The sequence below is a fragment of the Myxococcus eversor genome, from assembly GCF_010894455.1.
GTDB classification, from domain to species: domain Bacteria; phylum Myxococcota; class Myxococcia; order Myxococcales; family Myxococcaceae; genus Myxococcus; species Myxococcus eversor.
Genome location: NZ_JAAIXY010000018.1, coordinates 91,396 through 108,350, shown reverse-complemented (window position 1 = coordinate 108,350; position 16,955 = coordinate 91,396). Strand labels below are relative to the sequence as shown.

At 68.6% G+C, this 16,955-nt stretch carries 13 protein-coding genes; 4 read left to right on the top strand and 9 right to left on the bottom strand.

Features of this window, described 5'->3' with window-relative positions; all coding sequences use genetic code 11:
- Positions 1 to 201 precede the first annotated feature (201 nt).
- Positions 202 to 2,109 carry a phosphodiester glycosidase family protein gene (locus G4D83_RS31650; RefSeq protein WP_163868588.1) on the top strand — a complete coding sequence of 636 codons (1,908 nt, stop codon included), beginning with the start codon at positions 202 to 204 and terminating at the stop codon, positions 2,107 to 2,109.
- A 123-nt stretch (positions 2,110 to 2,232) separates the two neighbouring features.
- On the top strand, positions 2,233 to 2,853 hold the full coding sequence (locus tag G4D83_RS31645; RefSeq protein WP_163868587.1) for a hypothetical protein: 621 nt from the start codon (positions 2,233 to 2,235) through the stop codon (positions 2,851 to 2,853).
- A gap of 12 nt (positions 2,854 to 2,865) precedes the next feature.
- On the opposite strand, the gene G4D83_RS31640 is transcribed toward G4D83_RS31645, so the two are convergent.
- The 9 genes from G4D83_RS31640 to G4D83_RS31600 all read right to left on the bottom strand — a co-directional run bounded on the left by G4D83_RS31640 (position 2,866) and on the right by G4D83_RS31600 (position 13,583).
- The gene (locus G4D83_RS31640) at positions 2,866 to 4,824 is read right to left on the bottom strand and encodes a serine/threonine-protein kinase (RefSeq protein WP_163868586.1); all 1,959 of its coding nucleotides are present in this window, start codon (positions 4,822 to 4,824) and stop codon (positions 2,866 to 2,868) included.
- Between the two features lie 220 nt (positions 4,825 to 5,044).
- On the bottom strand, positions 5,045 to 5,764 hold the full coding sequence (sitI6, locus tag G4D83_RS31635) for a SitI6 family double-CXXCG motif immunity protein (RefSeq protein ID WP_163868585.1): 720 nt from the start codon (positions 5,762 to 5,764) through the stop codon (positions 5,045 to 5,047).
- 6 nt (positions 5,765 to 5,770) lie between these two features.
- A complete protein-coding gene (gene sitA6, locus G4D83_RS31630; RefSeq protein WP_163868584.1) occupies positions 5,771 to 6,442 on the bottom strand; it encodes a SitA6 family polymorphic toxin lipoprotein in 672 nt (223 codons plus the stop codon).
- Positions 6,443 to 6,505: 63 nt separating this feature from the next.
- Entirely contained in the window at positions 6,506 to 8,122 is a 1,617-nt protein-coding gene (locus G4D83_RS31625) for a serine/threonine-protein kinase (RefSeq protein ID WP_240356814.1), read from the bottom strand.
- Positions 8,123 to 8,227: 105 nt separating this feature from the next.
- The gene (gene epsA / locus G4D83_RS31620) at positions 8,228 to 9,040 is read right to left on the bottom strand and encodes an exopolysaccharide biosynthesis glycosyltransferase EpsA (protein ID WP_163868582.1); all 813 of its coding nucleotides are present in this window, start codon (positions 9,038 to 9,040) and stop codon (positions 8,228 to 8,230) included.
- Positions 9,037 to 11,439, bottom strand: a complete 2,403-nt coding sequence (gene epsB, locus G4D83_RS31615) for a GH44 family glycoside hydrolase EpsB (RefSeq protein WP_240356812.1) — start codon at positions 11,437 to 11,439, stop codon at positions 9,037 to 9,039. The genes epsA and epsB overlap by 4 nt, the downstream gene beginning before the upstream one ends.
- A gap of 37 nt (positions 11,440 to 11,476) precedes the next feature.
- The gene (gene epsC / locus G4D83_RS31610) at positions 11,477 to 12,031 is read right to left on the bottom strand and encodes a serine O-acetyltransferase EpsC (protein WP_420826676.1); all 555 of its coding nucleotides are present in this window, start codon (positions 12,029 to 12,031) and stop codon (positions 11,477 to 11,479) included.
- 5 nt (positions 12,032 to 12,036) lie between these two features.
- A complete protein-coding gene (gene epsD / locus G4D83_RS31605) occupies positions 12,037 to 13,065 on the bottom strand; it encodes an exopolysaccharide biosynthesis glycosyltransferase EpsD (protein WP_163868581.1) in 1,029 nt (342 codons plus the stop codon).
- Positions 13,062 to 13,583, bottom strand: coding sequence for a hypothetical protein (locus G4D83_RS31600; protein WP_240356810.1), 522 nt, complete (start codon positions 13,581 to 13,583; stop codon positions 13,062 to 13,064). The genes epsD and G4D83_RS31600 overlap by 4 nt, the downstream gene beginning before the upstream one ends.
- A 155-nt stretch (positions 13,584 to 13,738) precedes the next feature.
- On the opposite strand from G4D83_RS31600, the gene epsE reads away from it, so the two are divergent.
- Both epsE and epsF read left to right on the top strand, forming a co-directional pair.
- Positions 13,739 to 14,965, top strand: a complete 1,227-nt coding sequence (gene epsE, locus G4D83_RS31595) for an exopolysaccharide biosynthesis GT4 family glycosyltransferase EpsE (RefSeq protein WP_163868579.1) — start codon at positions 13,739 to 13,741, stop codon at positions 14,963 to 14,965.
- A 361-nt stretch (positions 14,966 to 15,326) separates the two neighbouring features.
- On the top strand, positions 15,327 to 16,889 hold the full coding sequence (gene epsF / locus G4D83_RS31590) for a response regulator EpsF (protein ID WP_163868578.1): 1,563 nt from the start codon (positions 15,327 to 15,329) through the stop codon (positions 16,887 to 16,889).
- Positions 16,890 to 16,955: the final 66 nt, after the last annotated feature.

Genomic DNA, 16,955 nt, shown 5'->3' with positions numbered 1-16,955 from the left:
GGTCGCTTGCATGCGCTACGCCGTGCGTCGTCACGGCCTCGTGGAAACCCCCGAGCAGGCGAGCGCCCATGGCCCGTGAGCCGCCGCGCGGGTGTCTCCGGGGTGACAGACCCGCGAGGTACCGCGCGCGTTCCGAACCTGGGAAATCCCCGAGCCGAGAATGGGATGACGGTCTCGATTTCCCAGAAGGGTGGGTGACGCATGGGCGGCACGACAGCGATTCGAGGTGGCTCGCCGACGACTTCGTCTGGGGCCTCGGGAGCGGATGCGGCCCGCCGTGCGGAGGAGGCTCGAAGGCGCGCGGAGGCCGCGAGGAAGGCGGCGGAGTCCGCGCGTCGAGCGGCCGAGGAGGCGCGAAGGGCCGCGGAGTCCGCGCGTCGCGCGCAGCAGAAGGCACAAGCGGACGCGGCGAAGGCGACGTCGCGAGCCGAGGCGCCGGGGCAGACTCCGAAAGAGGCCAAGGCTTCGAGGAAGGACGCGGTGGAGGCCCAGCGGGCGGAGAAGCTCTCCGCGCAGCGAGCGGCTCGGGCCGAGGAGGCGCGGCGGGACGCGGAGGAGAAGTCCGCGCGCTCCGCGCAGCGTGCGCAGGGGGCGATGCAGGAGGCGAACACGCAAGCCACCGCGCAGGGCCTGACGCCTCCGTATGACGAGCAGCGCCTCAAGGGCGTCACGTCCAACACGGTGCGGGACACGTCGACGTCGAGCTTCGAGGCTGCTTCAAGCAACGAGCTGCGCGACAAGCTGTTGGGCAACGTGTCGTCGCCGCCGGAGTCATCGGCGCTCTTCACGGCCGAGCGCGCCGCGGAGCTGGACATGTCGCCCGAGCTCCAGTCGATGAGGGTCGCGGACGCGAGCGCGCCGGAGAAGGAGGCGTGGGACCGCTACGACGCGCACGTGAAGAAGGGCCTCGATTTGAAAGACGTCCCGGGGGGCCTGCGCCAGGAGTTTCGCGACGACTACAAAGCGACGACCGAGCGACTGCAGGACGAGGCGAACAAGGCGTCCGTCGACCGGCTGCGGCAGGAACTGGGCGCTACGCCAGAGGGAAAGGCGGCGCTCGCGGACCTGGATGCGCGCGGGGTCGAAGTGAAGGTGGTGGACGACGCGTCCTATCCGGAGCTTCAGGAGGGCAAGACGACGGATGGCCATGCGTTGCCGGGCAATGGGGATATCACCCTGCGCCGCTCGGCGGCCACGTCGGACGTGTTGCTGCGCGAGGCGCGGAACTCGGCGCGGACGCAGGAGCTGAAGCTGCCGACGACGGCGGAGGATGGGGCGCGGTTGTCCGCGGCGGTGGCGGAGCGAATCAAGGCGAATCCGAGACAGCCGGTGGAGTTCACGGACAACGGCGTGCACCTCGTGGCGATGAAAGGAGCCCAGCCGTCCGTCGTCGAGCATGGGGGCAGCATCCTCGACAACGCGTTGGGGGGCTGGTCGAGGCCGGAGGCGGAGAAGCCCTTCGCCGCGCTGGCGCAGGAAGAGGGGCGCCAGCCCGGGAGCGACACCATCATCAACACCAGTTTCTATGACCGGGCTTTCAGCGGCGACAATCCGGTGGGGCAGGTGATTGAGAACGGGAAGGTGCTTGGGGGTGAGTCGGAACCAGACCGGTTCTACGCGGCGTGGACGTCGAGTGGCCTGAAGTTCGGGCAGGGAGATCCGCCGGCGGATTCGAAGGTGGCGTTTGGTGGGGCGGTGCCGCTCATCATCAACAACACGCCGTACGGCGACGGGAATCAGTACAAGCCAGGGACGTCCTCGGCGGCGCCGCTCACGGGAGACCCGGGGGCGTATGCGTCCGACTTGACGCAGCGGAACAACGAGGGCTTCAAGGACCAGGACGAGCGGGGTCCGAACAGTGGAAAGGTCGTCGTCGGGTATGACCGGGAGACGGGCACGACGTATGTCGTCGCTCAGGAGAACGGCGAGAAGCCCGGCAAGACGCTCGCGGAGATTCGCGACGCGCTGGTGAAGCTGGGGGTGGATGACGCGGTGTCCTTCGACGGCTCGGACTCGGCCACGCTGGTGCGGGATGACCAGGTGAAGGTCGAGCCTGGAGCAATCAAGGACCGGACCATTCCCTTCGGGCTGAAGTTGAGCCTGCCGTGAGTTGAGGGCATGGAGTTCGGGTGTGTGCCGGGTCCCTGAAAAGTAATCCTGGATGTAACCATGTGGGCGCTTCTGGCGAAGAAGGGGTGTCTGTCCCTCATCGCACTTGGAAGGAAGTGACCCGTGAATTCGCTGACCAAGGTGGATGGTCGTTCGACGATGCAGCAGGGCCCGAAGACGAATGACGCGCAGCGTGCGGACGAGGCGCGCAAGCGGGCGGAGGCGGCCATCAAGGCGGCGAAGGCGGCGCAGGAGGCGGCGAAGCAGGCGCGTCTCCAGGCCGAGGCCGCGAAGAGGGCGGAGGCGCAGGCCTCGCGGGCGCGGGAAGAGGCGGAGAAGAAGGCCAAGAATCCGAAGCAGACGCCGGAGCAGCGGGAAGCTTCGAAGAAGGCGCTCGCGGAGGCGCAGGCGGCGGAGAAGGTCGCCGAGGCGAAGCTGGCCCAGGCGACGGAGAAGTACCAGGCCGCCGTGGGGAAGGAGCTCGAGACCGCTCGTCGCGCGGAGAGGGCCAAGCAGAAGGCGAATGAGGCGGCTGGCGAGGCGGGGCAGAAGCCGCCGTACGGCAACAATCCGGAGGCCGGGCCCAACGGGAAGTCGCAGTCGTCCTACGAGAGCGCGCCGGGCTGGCCGGACATGGAGAGGATGATGGGCCGGACGCAGTCCGCGAACGGCATGGGGGCCGAATACTCCTCGGACATGCCGATGATGAAGCGCTCGGAGATGATGCGGTCCGTGAGCATCTGAGCGCGGCTCCGCTCACTTCGGCGTGGTGTGGTCCAGGACTTCTTTCCAGGCATCGAGCGCACGGTGCACATCCATGCGCTCCGCGGCGGTCTCCGCTTTCAGCGCGAGGATGTGGATGCGGACCAGGGACTCCTCGATGGTCAGGGGGAACTCATGTCTGGCCGCGCGTTCGAGGTAAGTGGCCTTGAATTGGATGAAGCGGCGCGCCAGCTTTTCATCGCTGGGCGTCATGTCGGGGGTCGTGAGCATCACCAGCACACGCGGCCCCGGCGCACGGAGGGTCACCCTGGGCAGGGGCGGTGGCGTGGGCGCAGAAATCGAGTCCTTTGGCGCGGCGGTTTCCGGCGCGGGCTTGGAGTCGTGGAGCGTGCTCAGTTTTCGGGCCAGCGCGGAGATGGATGTGCTCACCCGTGAGCTCTCGGACTTCGTTCCCGCTTGGAGCGCGCGTGCGTGGACGCGCTTGAGCCCCAGCTCGAACTCGGCGGACGGGGCGCGACCCGAGGTCTGCTTCAGGTAGCGCTCCTCGAGGTTGTAGATGCGCTGGACCAGCTTGAGGTCCCACGCCGTCGTACTGCGAGGGAGAAAGGCGGCGGGGTGCCTCGGCGTGGCGGGCGTGGCCTTCTGCATGGCCAACGGGGCGGGTTGCGCGCTCCCGTCGGCGACAGCGGGCGTGGGTGGAGTCGCGCCTTGCGAGTCGGGACGCACGGCGTTGGCCGCGACGGTTTGTGCGGAGGAGGGAGTTCCGTCAGGGCCTTGTGCGGTGTCCGCCGAGGTCTTGAGGAGGGGAGGCGGCGGAGCAGGAACGGGCGCGTTCTCCGGAGCCCTCTGACGACGCGCGTCCGCCGTGCTGGTGGTGGCCGTGACAGGCGGGGTCGCCGAACTGGAGGTGTCTCCGGGCTTCCAGGACGAGAGGAGGAGTGTTGTCACCGCGCCGATGGTGAGGAGCGCGCCGCCGACCGCCAGCCAGACGCGTTTGCGTCGTGCCGTGGGTCGGACGAATTTCCCCCGGGACCAGGTGGAACTCGTATCGCCTTCACGGGCGACGGGTTGGAGGCCACCGGTCAGTCCGTTGCCGAGCGGAGGGAGGACGGTGGGCGGAATGCGTTTCAAGGCCTCGCGCACGGCCTCGGCGGACTCCGGGCGCATGGCGGGGTCCTTGGCGAGCAGATGCAGGACCAGTGTGTCGAGCTCGGGAGGGAGGCCAGGCACCCGCGAGGAGGGAAGCGGCGGGGGCTGCTCGACATGGGCGAAGAGGACCTGGACCTGTTCGCCCTTGAAGGGGCGCTCACCGGTCAGCATCTGGAAAGCCATGATGCCGACGGCGTAGAGGTCGGTCGCGGATGAGACGGTGGTTCCGCGAATCTGCTCGGGGGCCATGTACTCGGGAGTCCCAAGGATGGTGCCGTCCACGGTGGTGGGGCCGTCGTGGCTCCGCACCAGCTTGGCGATGCCGAAGTCGACGAGCCTGACGACGCGCGAGCCGTCGAGGGCCTCCGCGAGGAACACGTTGCCGGGCTTCATGTCCCGGTGCACCACACCTGCTTTGTGAGCGGCTCCGAGCGCCGAGAGCATCTGGTCGAGAATCCAGACGGTGGTGTTGGGGCCCAGGCGCCCGAGTTGCTTGAGGGCCTCCGAGAGGGACTGGCCGCGCAGCAGCTCCATGATGATGTAGGGCCGCGAGTCCGGCAGGCGTCCGAACCCGAAGATGTCGATGATGCCTGGGTGGCGGATGGAGTTGACGGCGCGCGCCTCGATGAGCAGCCGTTCCACCTGTTGTTGGGAGACATGCTCGGCGCGGAGCACCTTGATGGCGACTTGTTTGCCAATCAATGGATGGACGGCGCGATAGACGACGCCCATGCCGCCCTCACCAATGCGCTCCTCGATGATGAAGTCATTGACCTGCGTGGAGATCAGCGAGTCCTTGACCCCTGGACCTCGCCCCTCCCGCGTCGTCTCGCTCGTGTCCATCTGTCTGGATAGAGAGCCTAGTACCGACGTGTAAGACTCTACAATCGAAGCGAGGCGAGAGGGGGGGCTGCCAGTGTTAGACTTTGACCACCTGGAGTTGTGCGAGGACTCTTCTGTGGCAAAAGAGGCCCCGTACGTCGCCATGAGCTGGCGGGGCTACCACTCAATCTGCCCCGGGATGTGAAGAGGACGGCCAGCGCGACGGCGGGAATTCTTCACCTCATCGAGTGGGCAGCTCGCGGAACGTGAGGCCCGTCAGTGAGAGGTCGTGGACCGCCTCCACGAAGCGCTCGGTGCCGATGACCAGGGTCGCGAAGTTGCCCACGCGGAACAGGTCGATGTCGGTCGGAAGCGAGACCGCATCGAGGATGGGCGCTGCTGGCCGAGAGAGAGCGAATCGGCCGCAGGTCTGACACGGGGGCGGGACGTCGGAGGGAACGCAGTCTGGATGCAGCCGGCCGTGAGGCTCCAACTGAAGTTCCACCAACTCGGGTGGGCTCTTCTTCCGCCAGCGCAGCTCCGTCTGGCACCCCTTCAGCCCGAGTGGGTGTTGGGCCTGGAGTCGTTCCAGTGCGTCACGGTGCATGAGCAGCACGTCGATGAGCCAAACGAAGTCGGCCAGGTTGCCGGAGGCGGTGCCTACCAGCGGGCCGAATCTCGTGCCGGGCGGTAGCGGGGCGTGCGCGGGTGCGAGGGGGCGGACCTGTTCACGCAGGCGTGCGAACTCGATGAAGGGCTCGGGTCGGGCTCGTTCGTAGGCATGCTGCTCGGGAAGCGATGAGAGGTCGATGCAGGGGTACGTGTGCCCTGCTCCGCTCCAGGTGATGCCGCACGTGTGGCACTTCGCTCCAGGCAGCTTCCACTTGTGCGCGCCGTGGACTTCGCCTCCGTGCTGCTCGGCGACATCGTCATCCTCACGTACCCAGAAGAACCGGCTCATCCGTGCTCACGCTCCTGGGCGCGAATAGTAAGGCTGGATGGGGCCGCCCATGAGCTGGAAGCGGTAGATGAGTTCTCCCGCGTGCTTGAAGATCTGCTCGGGACTGGCGTTGGGTTCATCCCGTCTGAAGTCCCGCCACGCCTGGTTCCATTGCCCTCCGCGTGGGCCCACCTTGTGAATCCGGTGATGGAGGTCTCTGGGGATGGGCATGGTGTAGTGGTGGATTCTGACGCCTTGTCCCTCGAACCACTCCTTCAGCTCCTGCTCTTGGGGAAAGATGTGGTGTCGCTCCCATCGTCCCGGTGTGAGTTGCCGGGAGGGTGGAACGAGCCGCTCGGGAGCGCCGTTCCAGTTGGGGAACACCATGACGGCTCCGCGAGGGAGTTGCTGTCCTCCACCCCAGTTCCGTCGAGGCCCCATCCCCGGAGCCGCCGCGGCTGCGGGCGGACGGGCGGGTGGGAAGCGCGCCAGCTCGATTTCGCTGGGGGTGTCCTCACAGCGGTAGAAGCCGCAGGAGTCACCCAGGCAAAGCAGGGTGACGCACTGGTCTTCCTCGGGGCTGTGACACTCCACCTCTGCGTCGTCCCACTCCTGTTGAAGGGGCGCTCGAGGCATGGAGGAGCAGCCCAGCCAGGCAGATGTGAGAAGCAGAAGCAGCGTGATGGGACGTGCGCGCATGCGCATGAAAGCTTAGGCCAGGGGCTGCCTGTATGGGCTGGTACGGTGATTCAGAGTTCGCATTCAAGGTGCCCGAAGCGAGGTCCCCGTCGCGGGCCCCAGCCTGGCATGTTTCCAGTGGGCGAGGTCTCGCTTGAGCACGTCGCAGTCCTGGACGGTGAGGGCGGCTGGGATTCGCTGCCGAATCGCGTGCAGTTCGTTGAGCGCGGGAGAGCCATTCGCGACCTCTCCCACCTTCGCGCGCAGGACCTGCTCCGCCTGGAGACTCTCGGTGGTGAGTCTGTGCTGCATCGACTTCACGGCCTCGCTTACCTGCGCGGGGACCACCGGGGCGCCGCTCCGGCGCGAGAGGTTCGACTCCTTCACGGAAGCGAGCTGCGTGCCTCTCGACTTGGGGAGGACTCGGGAGGACTTCAACTCATGGGATGTGGTCGGTGGGTTCTCCGGCGCGAGGGAGACCGTCGTCGTGAGCGCTTTGTCCTGCTCCGTTCCTCGGGTTGGCGCAGCAGGCGCTTCAGGCATGGGTGTCCGAGGCTCTATTGCCACGGAGGAAGCCACCTTGGGCACGACCCGGGCCTGCTCCGGTGCTGTCGGACGCTCCGCCATCCAGGGACCACCCCTGCCCAGGATGAAGGCTCCGCACGCCACGCTCGTGACGAGCAGCACGGCCATGGGCCCGGCGCGAAGCCACTGGCGCTTCACGGAGGGCGGCACGATGGTGGAGCGGGTCGTTCGTGAAGTCGTCTCTTGTGACGGGGCGACTTCCACGGGCTCTGGGCGAACAGGTAGCGGCGGAGCCTCGCTCCTGGGAATCCGCTGCACGGCCTGCCGCACGGCCTCGGCGGACCCGGGGCGCAGGGCCGGGTCCTTGGCCATCAGATGCAGGATGAGTGTGTCGAACTCGGGAGGAAGGCCGGGCACCTTGGAGGAGGGCAGAGGTGGCGGCTCCTCGACATGCGCGAAGAGCACCTGGAGCTGCTCCCCCTTGAAGGGGAGCTCACCGGTCAGCATCTGGAACGCGATGACGCCCAGGGCGTAGAGGTCCGTCGCGGGACTGACGGAAGCTCCACGAATCTGCTCGGGCGCCATGTACTCGGGGGTCCCGAGGATGGAGCCATGCACCGTGGTGGGCCCATCGTGGGACTGCACCAGCTTGGCGATGCCGAAGTCGACGAGCTTGACGAGGGGCGTGCCGTCGAGCGCATCAGTCAGAAAGATGTTGCCGGGCTTGAGGTCGCGGTGCACCACGCCTGCTTTGTGCGCGGCTCCAAGCGCGGAGAGCACCTGGTCGAGCACCCAGCGGGTGGTGTTCGCATCCAGGCGTCCCTGGCGGAGTCGCGTGGACAGAGACTCGCCACGCAGCAACTCCATGGTGATGTAGGGACGTCCATCCGGCAGCCGCCCGAAGCCGAAGATGTCGATGATGCCCGCGTGGCGGATGGCGTTGACGGCCCGCGCCTCGATGAGCAATCGCTCCACTTGCTGGTGAGAGACAAGCTCCTCGCGAAGCACCTTGATGGCGACCTGCTTGCCAATCAGGGGATGCGTGGCGCGGTAGACGACGCCCATTCCTCCCGAGCCGATGCGCTCCTCGATGACGTACTCGCCGACCTGCGTCGCGAGCAGCGAATCTGCGGACCTTGTCTCCGCATCCCCCGGGGTTCGTTCGCGTGCGGTCATCGGCTTTGCGCGGCTTTGAAGAGAAAGCCGCGGACAAAGCATACAGGCCACGCGCGCCACGGCTCGGAGTGGCGCAGGCAATCACGGTGCAACGTTGGCTGTTGACTACTCCGGCTTCCCACCCGTCCGCTGCCAGAACTCACGGACCAGAATCGTCGCGAAGCGCGAGTCGTTCAGGATGTACCGGCGCCACAGGCGCTTGGGTTCATTCACCAGACGGTACAGCCACTCGAAGCCCGCATTGGCAATCCACTGCGGCGCGCGCTTGGCCGTGCCAGCGATGAAGTCGAACCCCGCCCCGATTCCAATCGCCACGGTGGGCCCCAGCTTCCCGGCCACCTGCGAAATCCACACCTCCTGCTTCGGACTCCCCAACGCCACGAAGAGCAGGTGCGGGTCCTTCTCCCGAATCCTCGCCACAATCGGGTCGTTCTGCGCGTCACCCGCGTCCGTCTTCACCATCGGCGAGTCCCACCCCACCACCTCCACGCCGAACTGCTCGCCCATCTGCTTCGCCACCTTCTCCGCCACCCCAGGGCCCGCGCCGAGCAGGAACACCCGCCATTTGCGCTCCGCCCCCAGCTTCATCAGCGGGAGAATCAAATCCGAGCCGGCGATGCGCTCGGGCAGCGTCACGTCCATCGCCTTCGATGCCCAGACAATCGGCATCCCATCCACCACCGAAATCGTGGCGCGCGAGTACGCCTCGCGGAACTGCGCGTTGTCCTCCGCCAGCACCACGTGGTCCACGTTGGCCGTGAAGACGTAGCCGCCCTGGTGCAAATCGACCAGGCGCCCAATCTGCTGCACGGCGTCCTCGAACGTCAGTTGGTCGATGGCCAACTGCCCGATGTGCAGGCGCGGGCGGCCCGTGGAAAACGGCGTCGGCTTCGGAGTCTCGGGGGTCGCGGCACTCATGGCTTCTTCACCGTCAAATCAAGCACTGTCATCGAGTAGGGCGGCAGCCGCTGCGTCAGCGTACCCGCCGTCTTGCTTCCAGCCGTCTGCTCCAGGAATCCACCCGGCGCGCCCGAATACCCCAGCACGCGCGCACCCTCGAGCGTCCCACAACCCTTCAACTCCACCTTCGCCTGCGCGGCCTGGTCCGGGTCGAAGTTCAACACCACCGCCACCAGCTTCGTCCCCGACTCGTCTCGCGAGGCGAACACGCTGGTGCCCTCCTCCGCCTTCGCCGGCACCCAGTAGTCCTGGAAGTGGCCACCGCGCCCGTCGAAGTCCCTGAACGCTCGAAACGCCCAGAACACCGGGCTGCCATTCGTGGGGTACTGCCAGAAGTAGGCGGAGTAGATGTTCTCCTGCGCGAAGCGCCCCAGCGCCTCGGCCTGCGCCAGTCCGCCGCTCATGTGGCCGAACGCGCCGAAGTTGTACTCGCCGATGGAGATGCTCCGCCCCGGGTAGTTCTGCGCGATCCACTCCTTGAGACGCGGAAGCAGGCGCACGGGCTCGGCAATCCAGGACTCGTCCTTGTACGTCGGGTCCCACAGGCCCCGCGTCGAGCGGATGCGCCGCGCGTTCGTCTCCGGGTCCGTGTTCCCTTCCAACCCCACGCCGACGTTCGTCTGCGGGTAGAAGTGCACGTCCACCACGTCGAGGATGCGCACGCCCGTCTTCTTCTCGTGCTCGCGCAGTTGCCGCAGGTACCACGGCAACAGCGGCACATCCCCGTGCGCGCGGCGGTCCGAGTGCGGCGCCTTGCCCGGCGCGAAGTCCGCCGCCGACCAGAGGTAGTTCGTCCAGCCCCACTCGGCCGGGCCCGCGATGAGCGCGTCCGGGTCCGCCTTCCGCACCGCGGTGCCGTACGCAATCGTCCGGGACAACAGCCCGTCGTACGTGAGCGGCTCCGGGAAGACATCCCGGTGCGTCGAGTTCCAGAGCATGGGCTCGTTGTCCAGGATGTACATCCGGACATTGCGCTCGCCACCGCGCGCCACGTCCCGCTCGCGGATGGTGCGGACCCACTCGGCGACGAATTCGGGCGAGGCCTCGGTGCTCGTCTGTGACGGTGCGCCCGGCTTCAGCGGGGTGCCGTCGCGCGTGACGCCGTTGCCGGAGCCGTTGTCCTCGCCGCGCTGCGGGCCGAACTTCGACACCGGGAAGCCCACGGACGTCGTGTCCTTGGCCACCCAGCCGAGCAGCGGCACCGTGACGGCGGACATCATGCCGTGCTTGCGGTTGGAGTCGATGAAGTCCTGGTAGCCCAGGCCGATGTCCACGTTCTGGAAGAACCAGTCGTTGGCCGTGTTCCACGCGCCGCCGAGCTTCCAGTTGTAGCGGGACGTGGGGTTGCCGCCCCAGCGGCGCGTCGTCGCGCCCATGCGGTACTGGTGCTGGTCCTTCTTCTCGCGCAGGCCATCCATGGCGATGCCGTAGATGAGCGGGCTGATGCGGTGGCCCGGCGCGGTGCAGTCGATGGTCAGCTTCGTCTCGCGCCCGGTGCCCTTGCCGGTGCGGCCTCCGCCCGCGGCGAGCGCGGCGGCGACCTCCGGCGGCAGCGGCACAAGCGACACCTTGTCGAAGAGCACCCAGTCGCGCCCCACGTCCTTGGAGGCGCGCAGCACCACGCGGTCGAACGCCTCTCCGCGCGGGTTGAGCAGCTCCATCGGGATGAGGATTTCAGCCCATTCGCCGTCCTTGCGGACCTGGAGCTCGGACGTAATCGGGATGCGCGGGAAGGACGTGGTGCCCTGCGCGTCCAGCCGCACCTCCAGGAACTCGCCGTAGGACTCGGGGGCGCTGAGGCGCAGGGACAGCGCGCCGAACGAGCCCTCCAGCTTCGGGCGGTACAGAATCCACCCGCCATAGTTGAACAGGCGCATGCGCGCCGGAGCGCCCCGAGGCAGCTCGCGCTGCGCCCAGCCGATGTCCTTCCACCCGGTGCCCAGGCCCCCGTCGTAGAGCGTCTCCAGCGTGGCGGCCTTCTCCGTCGGAGCCGCTCCGGCCGAGGGCTTCGCGTCACCAGCCGCCTTCGGTGCCGAGGCCTTCGCGTCGCCAGCCGCCTTCGGTGCCGAGGCCTTCGCGTCGCCCGTCGCCTGCTGTGCCACGAGCTTTGCGTCGCCAGCCACCTTCTGTGCCGAGGGCTTCGCGTCGCCAGCCGCCTTCGGTGCCGAGGGCTCCGAGCCCGAGCCACCGGTGCCGTTGGACTGAGCCTGCTGTGCCGAGGGCTCCGCCCCGGAGCCACCCGTGCCGTCTTGCGCCTGGAGTCCCCGAGCCACCGCCACCGAGCCACCGGCGACGAGCGCGCACGTCAACACGGCCGCGCCCGCCTTGCTCCGCGCACCCTTCACACCGTCCACCATGCGTGTCATCTCCCCCGGGCCCGCCGTGAGGCGCGCCTCACAGCACCACGTCGTCGGTGTCCTTGCGCGGGAAGACGCGGGCGGGAATGCCCACGGCCACGCTGTCCGGCGGAACGTCCTGGAGCACCACCGCATTCGCCCCAATCCGCGAGCGCGCGCCAATGCGTATCGGCCCGAGGATGCGCGCCCCGGCCCCAATCCACACATCGTCCTCGATGGTCGGGTAGCCGTTGTCCTTGGCGGTGCCCACGGTGTTGTTGCCGTAGAAGCGCACCCGGTCGCCGATGCGCGCGTCGCCACCAATCACGATGCCCAGGCTGTGCACGAAGTACACGCCCTTGCCGAGCGTGACGTCCTTGCCAATCTCAATCCCCATCACCGCTGTCTGCGCCACGCGCAGCACGTGGTTGACCAGGGGGATGTGGTAGTCGAGCGCGGCCTCGCGGGCGCGGTTGAGCGCGGTGATGCGGTACGAGTCACTGGTGAGCACCATCTGCGCGATGGACTTCGCGCCGGTGTCGCCGTTGGCTGCCTTCGCCAGCTCCAGTGCATCGGAGATCAGCGCGCCGAGCATCGAGCGCTTCGACTTCATGATGTTCATCGAGTCCCTCCGCCCTGGAGGTAGCGAGCAACCTCACGGGCGATGCCAGTCCAGCCACCGGCCTCGTTGCGAGCGCCGCGCAGGTACTCCATCCCGTACACCACCGACGTGCCGGCGAACGCGGCCTTCTCCAGCCCCAGCCTGTCCGCCGCCTTCGCCGCGCTCATCACCGCCCCCGTCAACAGCCGCGTGGCCTGGGGCGCCACCACTGTCGCCGCGAGCAGCGGGCGCGCCAGCGGGTTCGTCTCGAACAGGAGCCGCCACGGATTCACGCCGCGCACGTCCGGGTGCTTGCGCGCCACCTGCGTGTCGAACATGCCGTAGCGGTGCGCGCGCTTGAGCCAGCGCTCGAAGGACACGTGGTCGCTGCCGTGCAACACGTAAGCGTCGCTGGCGAAGACGAAGGCGCAGCCTGCCTTCTCCAGGCGCACGCCCAACTCCACGTCCTCGGACTGGCCCAGCGACTTGTCGAAGCCGCCCACGCCCACGTAGTCCGCTCGGTGGAAGGACACGTTGCCGGTGTACAGGTGGTTGCCGTGCGCGCGCGCACCGGGGACGGAGAGCTCCTCCGCCATGCGGTGGTTGAGGTACGCGTACCAGCGCTCGAACAGCGGCATGTCGCCGATGGACGGGTCCGGCCGGATGCGGCCGAGCACCACGTGGCGCGAGCCCTCCGGGTGGTGCGCCAGGTGCCGCTCCAGGAAGTCGTTGGCCACCTGCATGTCGTCGTCGGTGACGAGGACGACCTCTCCGCGCGCGGCCAGCACGCCCTGGTGCCGGGCGGCGGCGGCGCCCGCGTTGGCTTGCACCTCCACGCGCAGGGAGAAGGGCAGCTTCCCCGCGAGGGCGAGCAGCGGCTCCTTCACCGGCTCCTTGGAGCCGTCATCCACCACCACGACTTCGAACCGCTCGGGCGCGAGCGTCTGGGTGGCGAACTGCTCCAGCAGTCGGGAGATGAGGGGGAGCCGGTTGTAGGTGGCGACGACGACGCTGAGACGGGGCGAGGGAGCGTCAGGAGGCGTCATGGCTTCTTCTTCCTGGACGACGAGGCCCGGCCCTTCTTCTTCGGCCGGGGGAAGGTGACGCTGCCCACGAAGCGCTCCGCGCCGATGAACTCCATCGTCTTGTGGGCCGAGCCGAAGTCCGTCTCCCCCAGGGTGACACACAGGAGGACGCCATCGGAGGCGAGCGCCAGGGGGAGGCTGGCGGGGCGGGTGAGGACGGAGTCGATGACGGCGATGACTCGCTCACCCCGGGCGACGCGCTCGCGCAGCTCCAGCACGCGACGGGGCGCGTCCGCCGGGGAGATGCTGGTGGCGTCTTCCAGGTGGATCTTCTGCGTGGCCGCATACGGGGCGCCGGCCTCCAGGATGGCGGTGGCGGCCTCCAGCGCGGGGGCGCCCGGGTGGGCGGGGACCACGGTGAGGTAGGCCCAGCCGGTGCGCTCCAGGGCGAACCACAGCCGTTGCAGCGCCGGGGACGGCACGGTGCTGTCGGGAACCTCGGCGTCCGAGGGAGTGGGGGGGGCGCTGGAATCGACCATGGATCGCCGCCCGGTATAGCGCAACGCATGGCGTCGGCCCAACGACCTGCCCGGGCGGGCAGGGGAGCGGGTGTCTATCGACCTGCCCCCGGTGATTTCCGGGGCTCGCCGCCCGGGGCGTGGGGGCGTGGGGGCGGGCGTGTTATGGAAAGTTCGTGCAGAAGATTGGTTATCTCATCCCTGAGTTTCCCGGACAGACCCACATCTTTTTCTGGCGAGAGCTGCAGGCGCTGCCGGGCAAGGGCGTGACACCGGAGCTGGTATCCACCCGTCCCCCGCCCGCGCGCATCATTTCGCACAGTTGGGCGCGTGAGGCGATGTCCCGCACGGAGTACCTGTCACCCCCGGGGACCCTGGGCGTGCTCAAGGCGGCGGCGGAGGTGGCTCGCGCCATGCCCACCGGTTGGGCCCGCTGCCTGGCGTCCATCACCCGCGCCGAAGGGCTGGACGCGAAGGGTCGCGCGCAGCTCCTGGCCTTCGCCGTCATGGGCGGGCGGCTCGCGTCGCTGGCGCGGGAGCGAGGGTGGACGCACGTGCATGTGCACTCGTGCGCCAACGCCGCGCACGTGGCCATGTTCGCGCATCTCCTGTCGGGGCTGACGTACAGCATCACGCTGCACGGGCCGCTGGACGACTACGGGCCGAACCAGAAGGAGAAGTGGCGGCACGCGAAGTTCGCCTTCGTCATCACGAAGAAGCTCCTGGGCGAGGTGAACGAGGAGCTGGCCGGGCACCTGCCGCCGCGCATCGAGCTGGCGCCCATGGGCGTGGAGCTGAGCAAGTTCAACCGCTCGGTGCCGTACGAGGCGTGGAAGGGCGAGGGCCCGCTGCGCATCTTCTCCTGTGGCCGCCTCAACCCGTGCAAGGGGCACGCGGACCTCATCGAAGCGGTGGGGATGCTGCGCGCGAAGGGCCTCGACGCGCGGCTCGCCATCGCCGGCGAGGACGAGGCGGGTGGCACCACGTACCGCAAGGTGCTGGAGGCGAAAATCGCGGAGACGAAGCTGGGCGACGCGGTGACGCTGCTGGGCGCGGTGGGTGAGGACAAGGTGCGGGGCGAAATCGAGAACTCGCACATCTTCGCGCTGGCGAGCCTCCAGGAGCCGCTGGGCGTGGCCATCATGGAGGCCATGGCCATGCGCGCGCCGGTGGTGGTGACGGGCGCGGGCGGCGTGAAGGAGCTGGTGGACGACGGCGTGGACGGGCTGCTCGTGCCGCCGCAGGAGCCTCGGATTCTCGCGGAGAAGCTGGAGCAGGTGGCCCGGAATCCGAAGGAAGCCGAGCGCCTGGGCGAGGCCGGCCGCCGCAAGGTGGAGACGCAGTTCAGCAGCGAGCGCAGCGCGGACATGCTCGCGCTGATGCTCCAGCGCGCGGTGGTGTAGTCAGCGGCGCTCGAAGGGCCATCGCGCGGCGGGGGCTCGGAGGCACGGCATGCGGGCGTCCTGCGGGAGCCCCGCCGTGGGACGAGAGGGGACGACCTTCGAGCCCATGCCGCTCAGTCGCCCGTGCCCTGGCCACGCGCCCGTCGATGTTCCGGACAGGAGAGCGTGCCGACGCGTCCCTGGCTCCATACCCTTGTCCCTGAAGCGTTGGAGTCCTCGGGCTCCGTCGAGTGCTGGGCGGCCAGGCGTCCGGACCCTGCGCCGACGGAGGCGGGACGGGCCGAGGCGTCGTGGGGGGACTGCTCATCGGGGTCACGCTGATTACAGCGATGGGACCTCGGGAGAGAAGGGAGTACCGGCCTTGGAAGGCACCGAGCAGCTCACCCCTCGCGCTCCCGTTCAGGTGGAGCCACACAGCACCAGCATCCTGCTCGTGGATGACCACGCCTCGAACCTGTTGGCGCTGGAGGCCATCCTGGAGCCGATGGGCCAGCGCCTGATGAAGGCGTCATCGGGGAGGGAGGCGCTGCGGTGCCTTCTGCGCGAGGACTTCGCGCTCATCCTCCTGGACGTGCAGATGCCGGGCATGGACGGGTTCGAGACGGCGCGCATCATCCGGCAGCGGGAGCGCACCCGCTACACGCCCATCATCTTCCTCACCGCGCACGGGCGCGACGAGGCGAACCTGGTGCACGGGTATGCGGCGGGCGCGGCGGACTACGTCGTGAAGCCGTTCCATCCGGATGTGCTGCGCTGGAAGGCGGAGGCCTTCGTCGCGCTCCACCTGCGACAGCGGGCCTTGCAGCAGCAGGAGGCGGCGCTGTGGGAGCGTGAGCGGCGGGTGCTGGAGCGACACGGTGAGGAGCGGTTCCGCCGGGTGCTGGACTCCATGCCCCAGTTCGTCTGGGCGCTGCTGGCGGATGGCACCATCAGCTACGCCAACCGGGGCTGGCTGGACTACGCGGGGTTGTCGCCCGAGCAGGGTCGTCAGCGCGAGGAGAACCTGCGCTGCTTCCATCCGGAGGACGTGGGGCGCGTGGAGATCACCTGGAATGCCATGCAGCGCTCGGGGCGGCCGAAGGAGCAGCAGTACCGGCTGCGCCGCGCGACGGACGGAGAGTTCCGGTGGTTCCTCTGTCGCACGCTGCCGGAGCGGGACGAGGTGGGGCGGCTGGTCGGGTGGATATCGACGGCGACGGACATCGACGACGCGCGGCGCGCGGTGGAGTCCCTGCGGGCGACGAGCGAGGCGAAGGACATGTTCCTCACCATGGCGGCGCACGAGCTGCGCACGCCGCTCCAGGCCGCGAGGAGCTACGCGGACCTGGCGAAGGTGAAGGCGGCGGCGGAGCTGACGCCGCACGTGGACCGGGCGCTGGAGGGCATCCATCGCAGCGTGAGCCGGATGGCGCGGCTGGTGGAGAACCTGTTGGACGTGGGGCGCCTGCAGCGCGGGGAGCTGCCCCTGGACGAGGACGACGTGGACGTGGGCGTGCTCCTGCGCGACGTGGCGAAGCACTTCGAGCCCCTGCCGGAAGGGTGGAGCATCGAGGTGTCGGTGCCGGAGGGCCTGTCGCTGCGGGCGGATGGGGAGCGGTTGGACCAGGTGTTCAGCAACCTGGTGTCGAATGCGCTGCGCTACTCGCCGGATGGAGGGGCCATCCAACTGGTCGCGAGAGCGGAGCCGGGGTGGGTGCACGTCGAGGTGACGGACCACGGGCTGGGGATTCCCGAGGACCGGCTGGAGAGCATCTTCGAGCGCTTCGGTCGCGCGCACGGCGTGGCCTATGGCGGGCTGGGGTTGGGGCTGGCCATCGCCCGGGGCATCGTCGAGCGCCACGGAGGACGCATCTGGGCGGAGTCGGCGGGCCGCGCGGGTGAGGGCAGCACGTTCCATGTCCTGCTGCCGAGGTCCTTGAGTTGATGACCCCGCGGTGACGCGGCGGTGTCAGTCGCGTCCTGCCTGGAATGTCGGAGCGCATTGGTATGG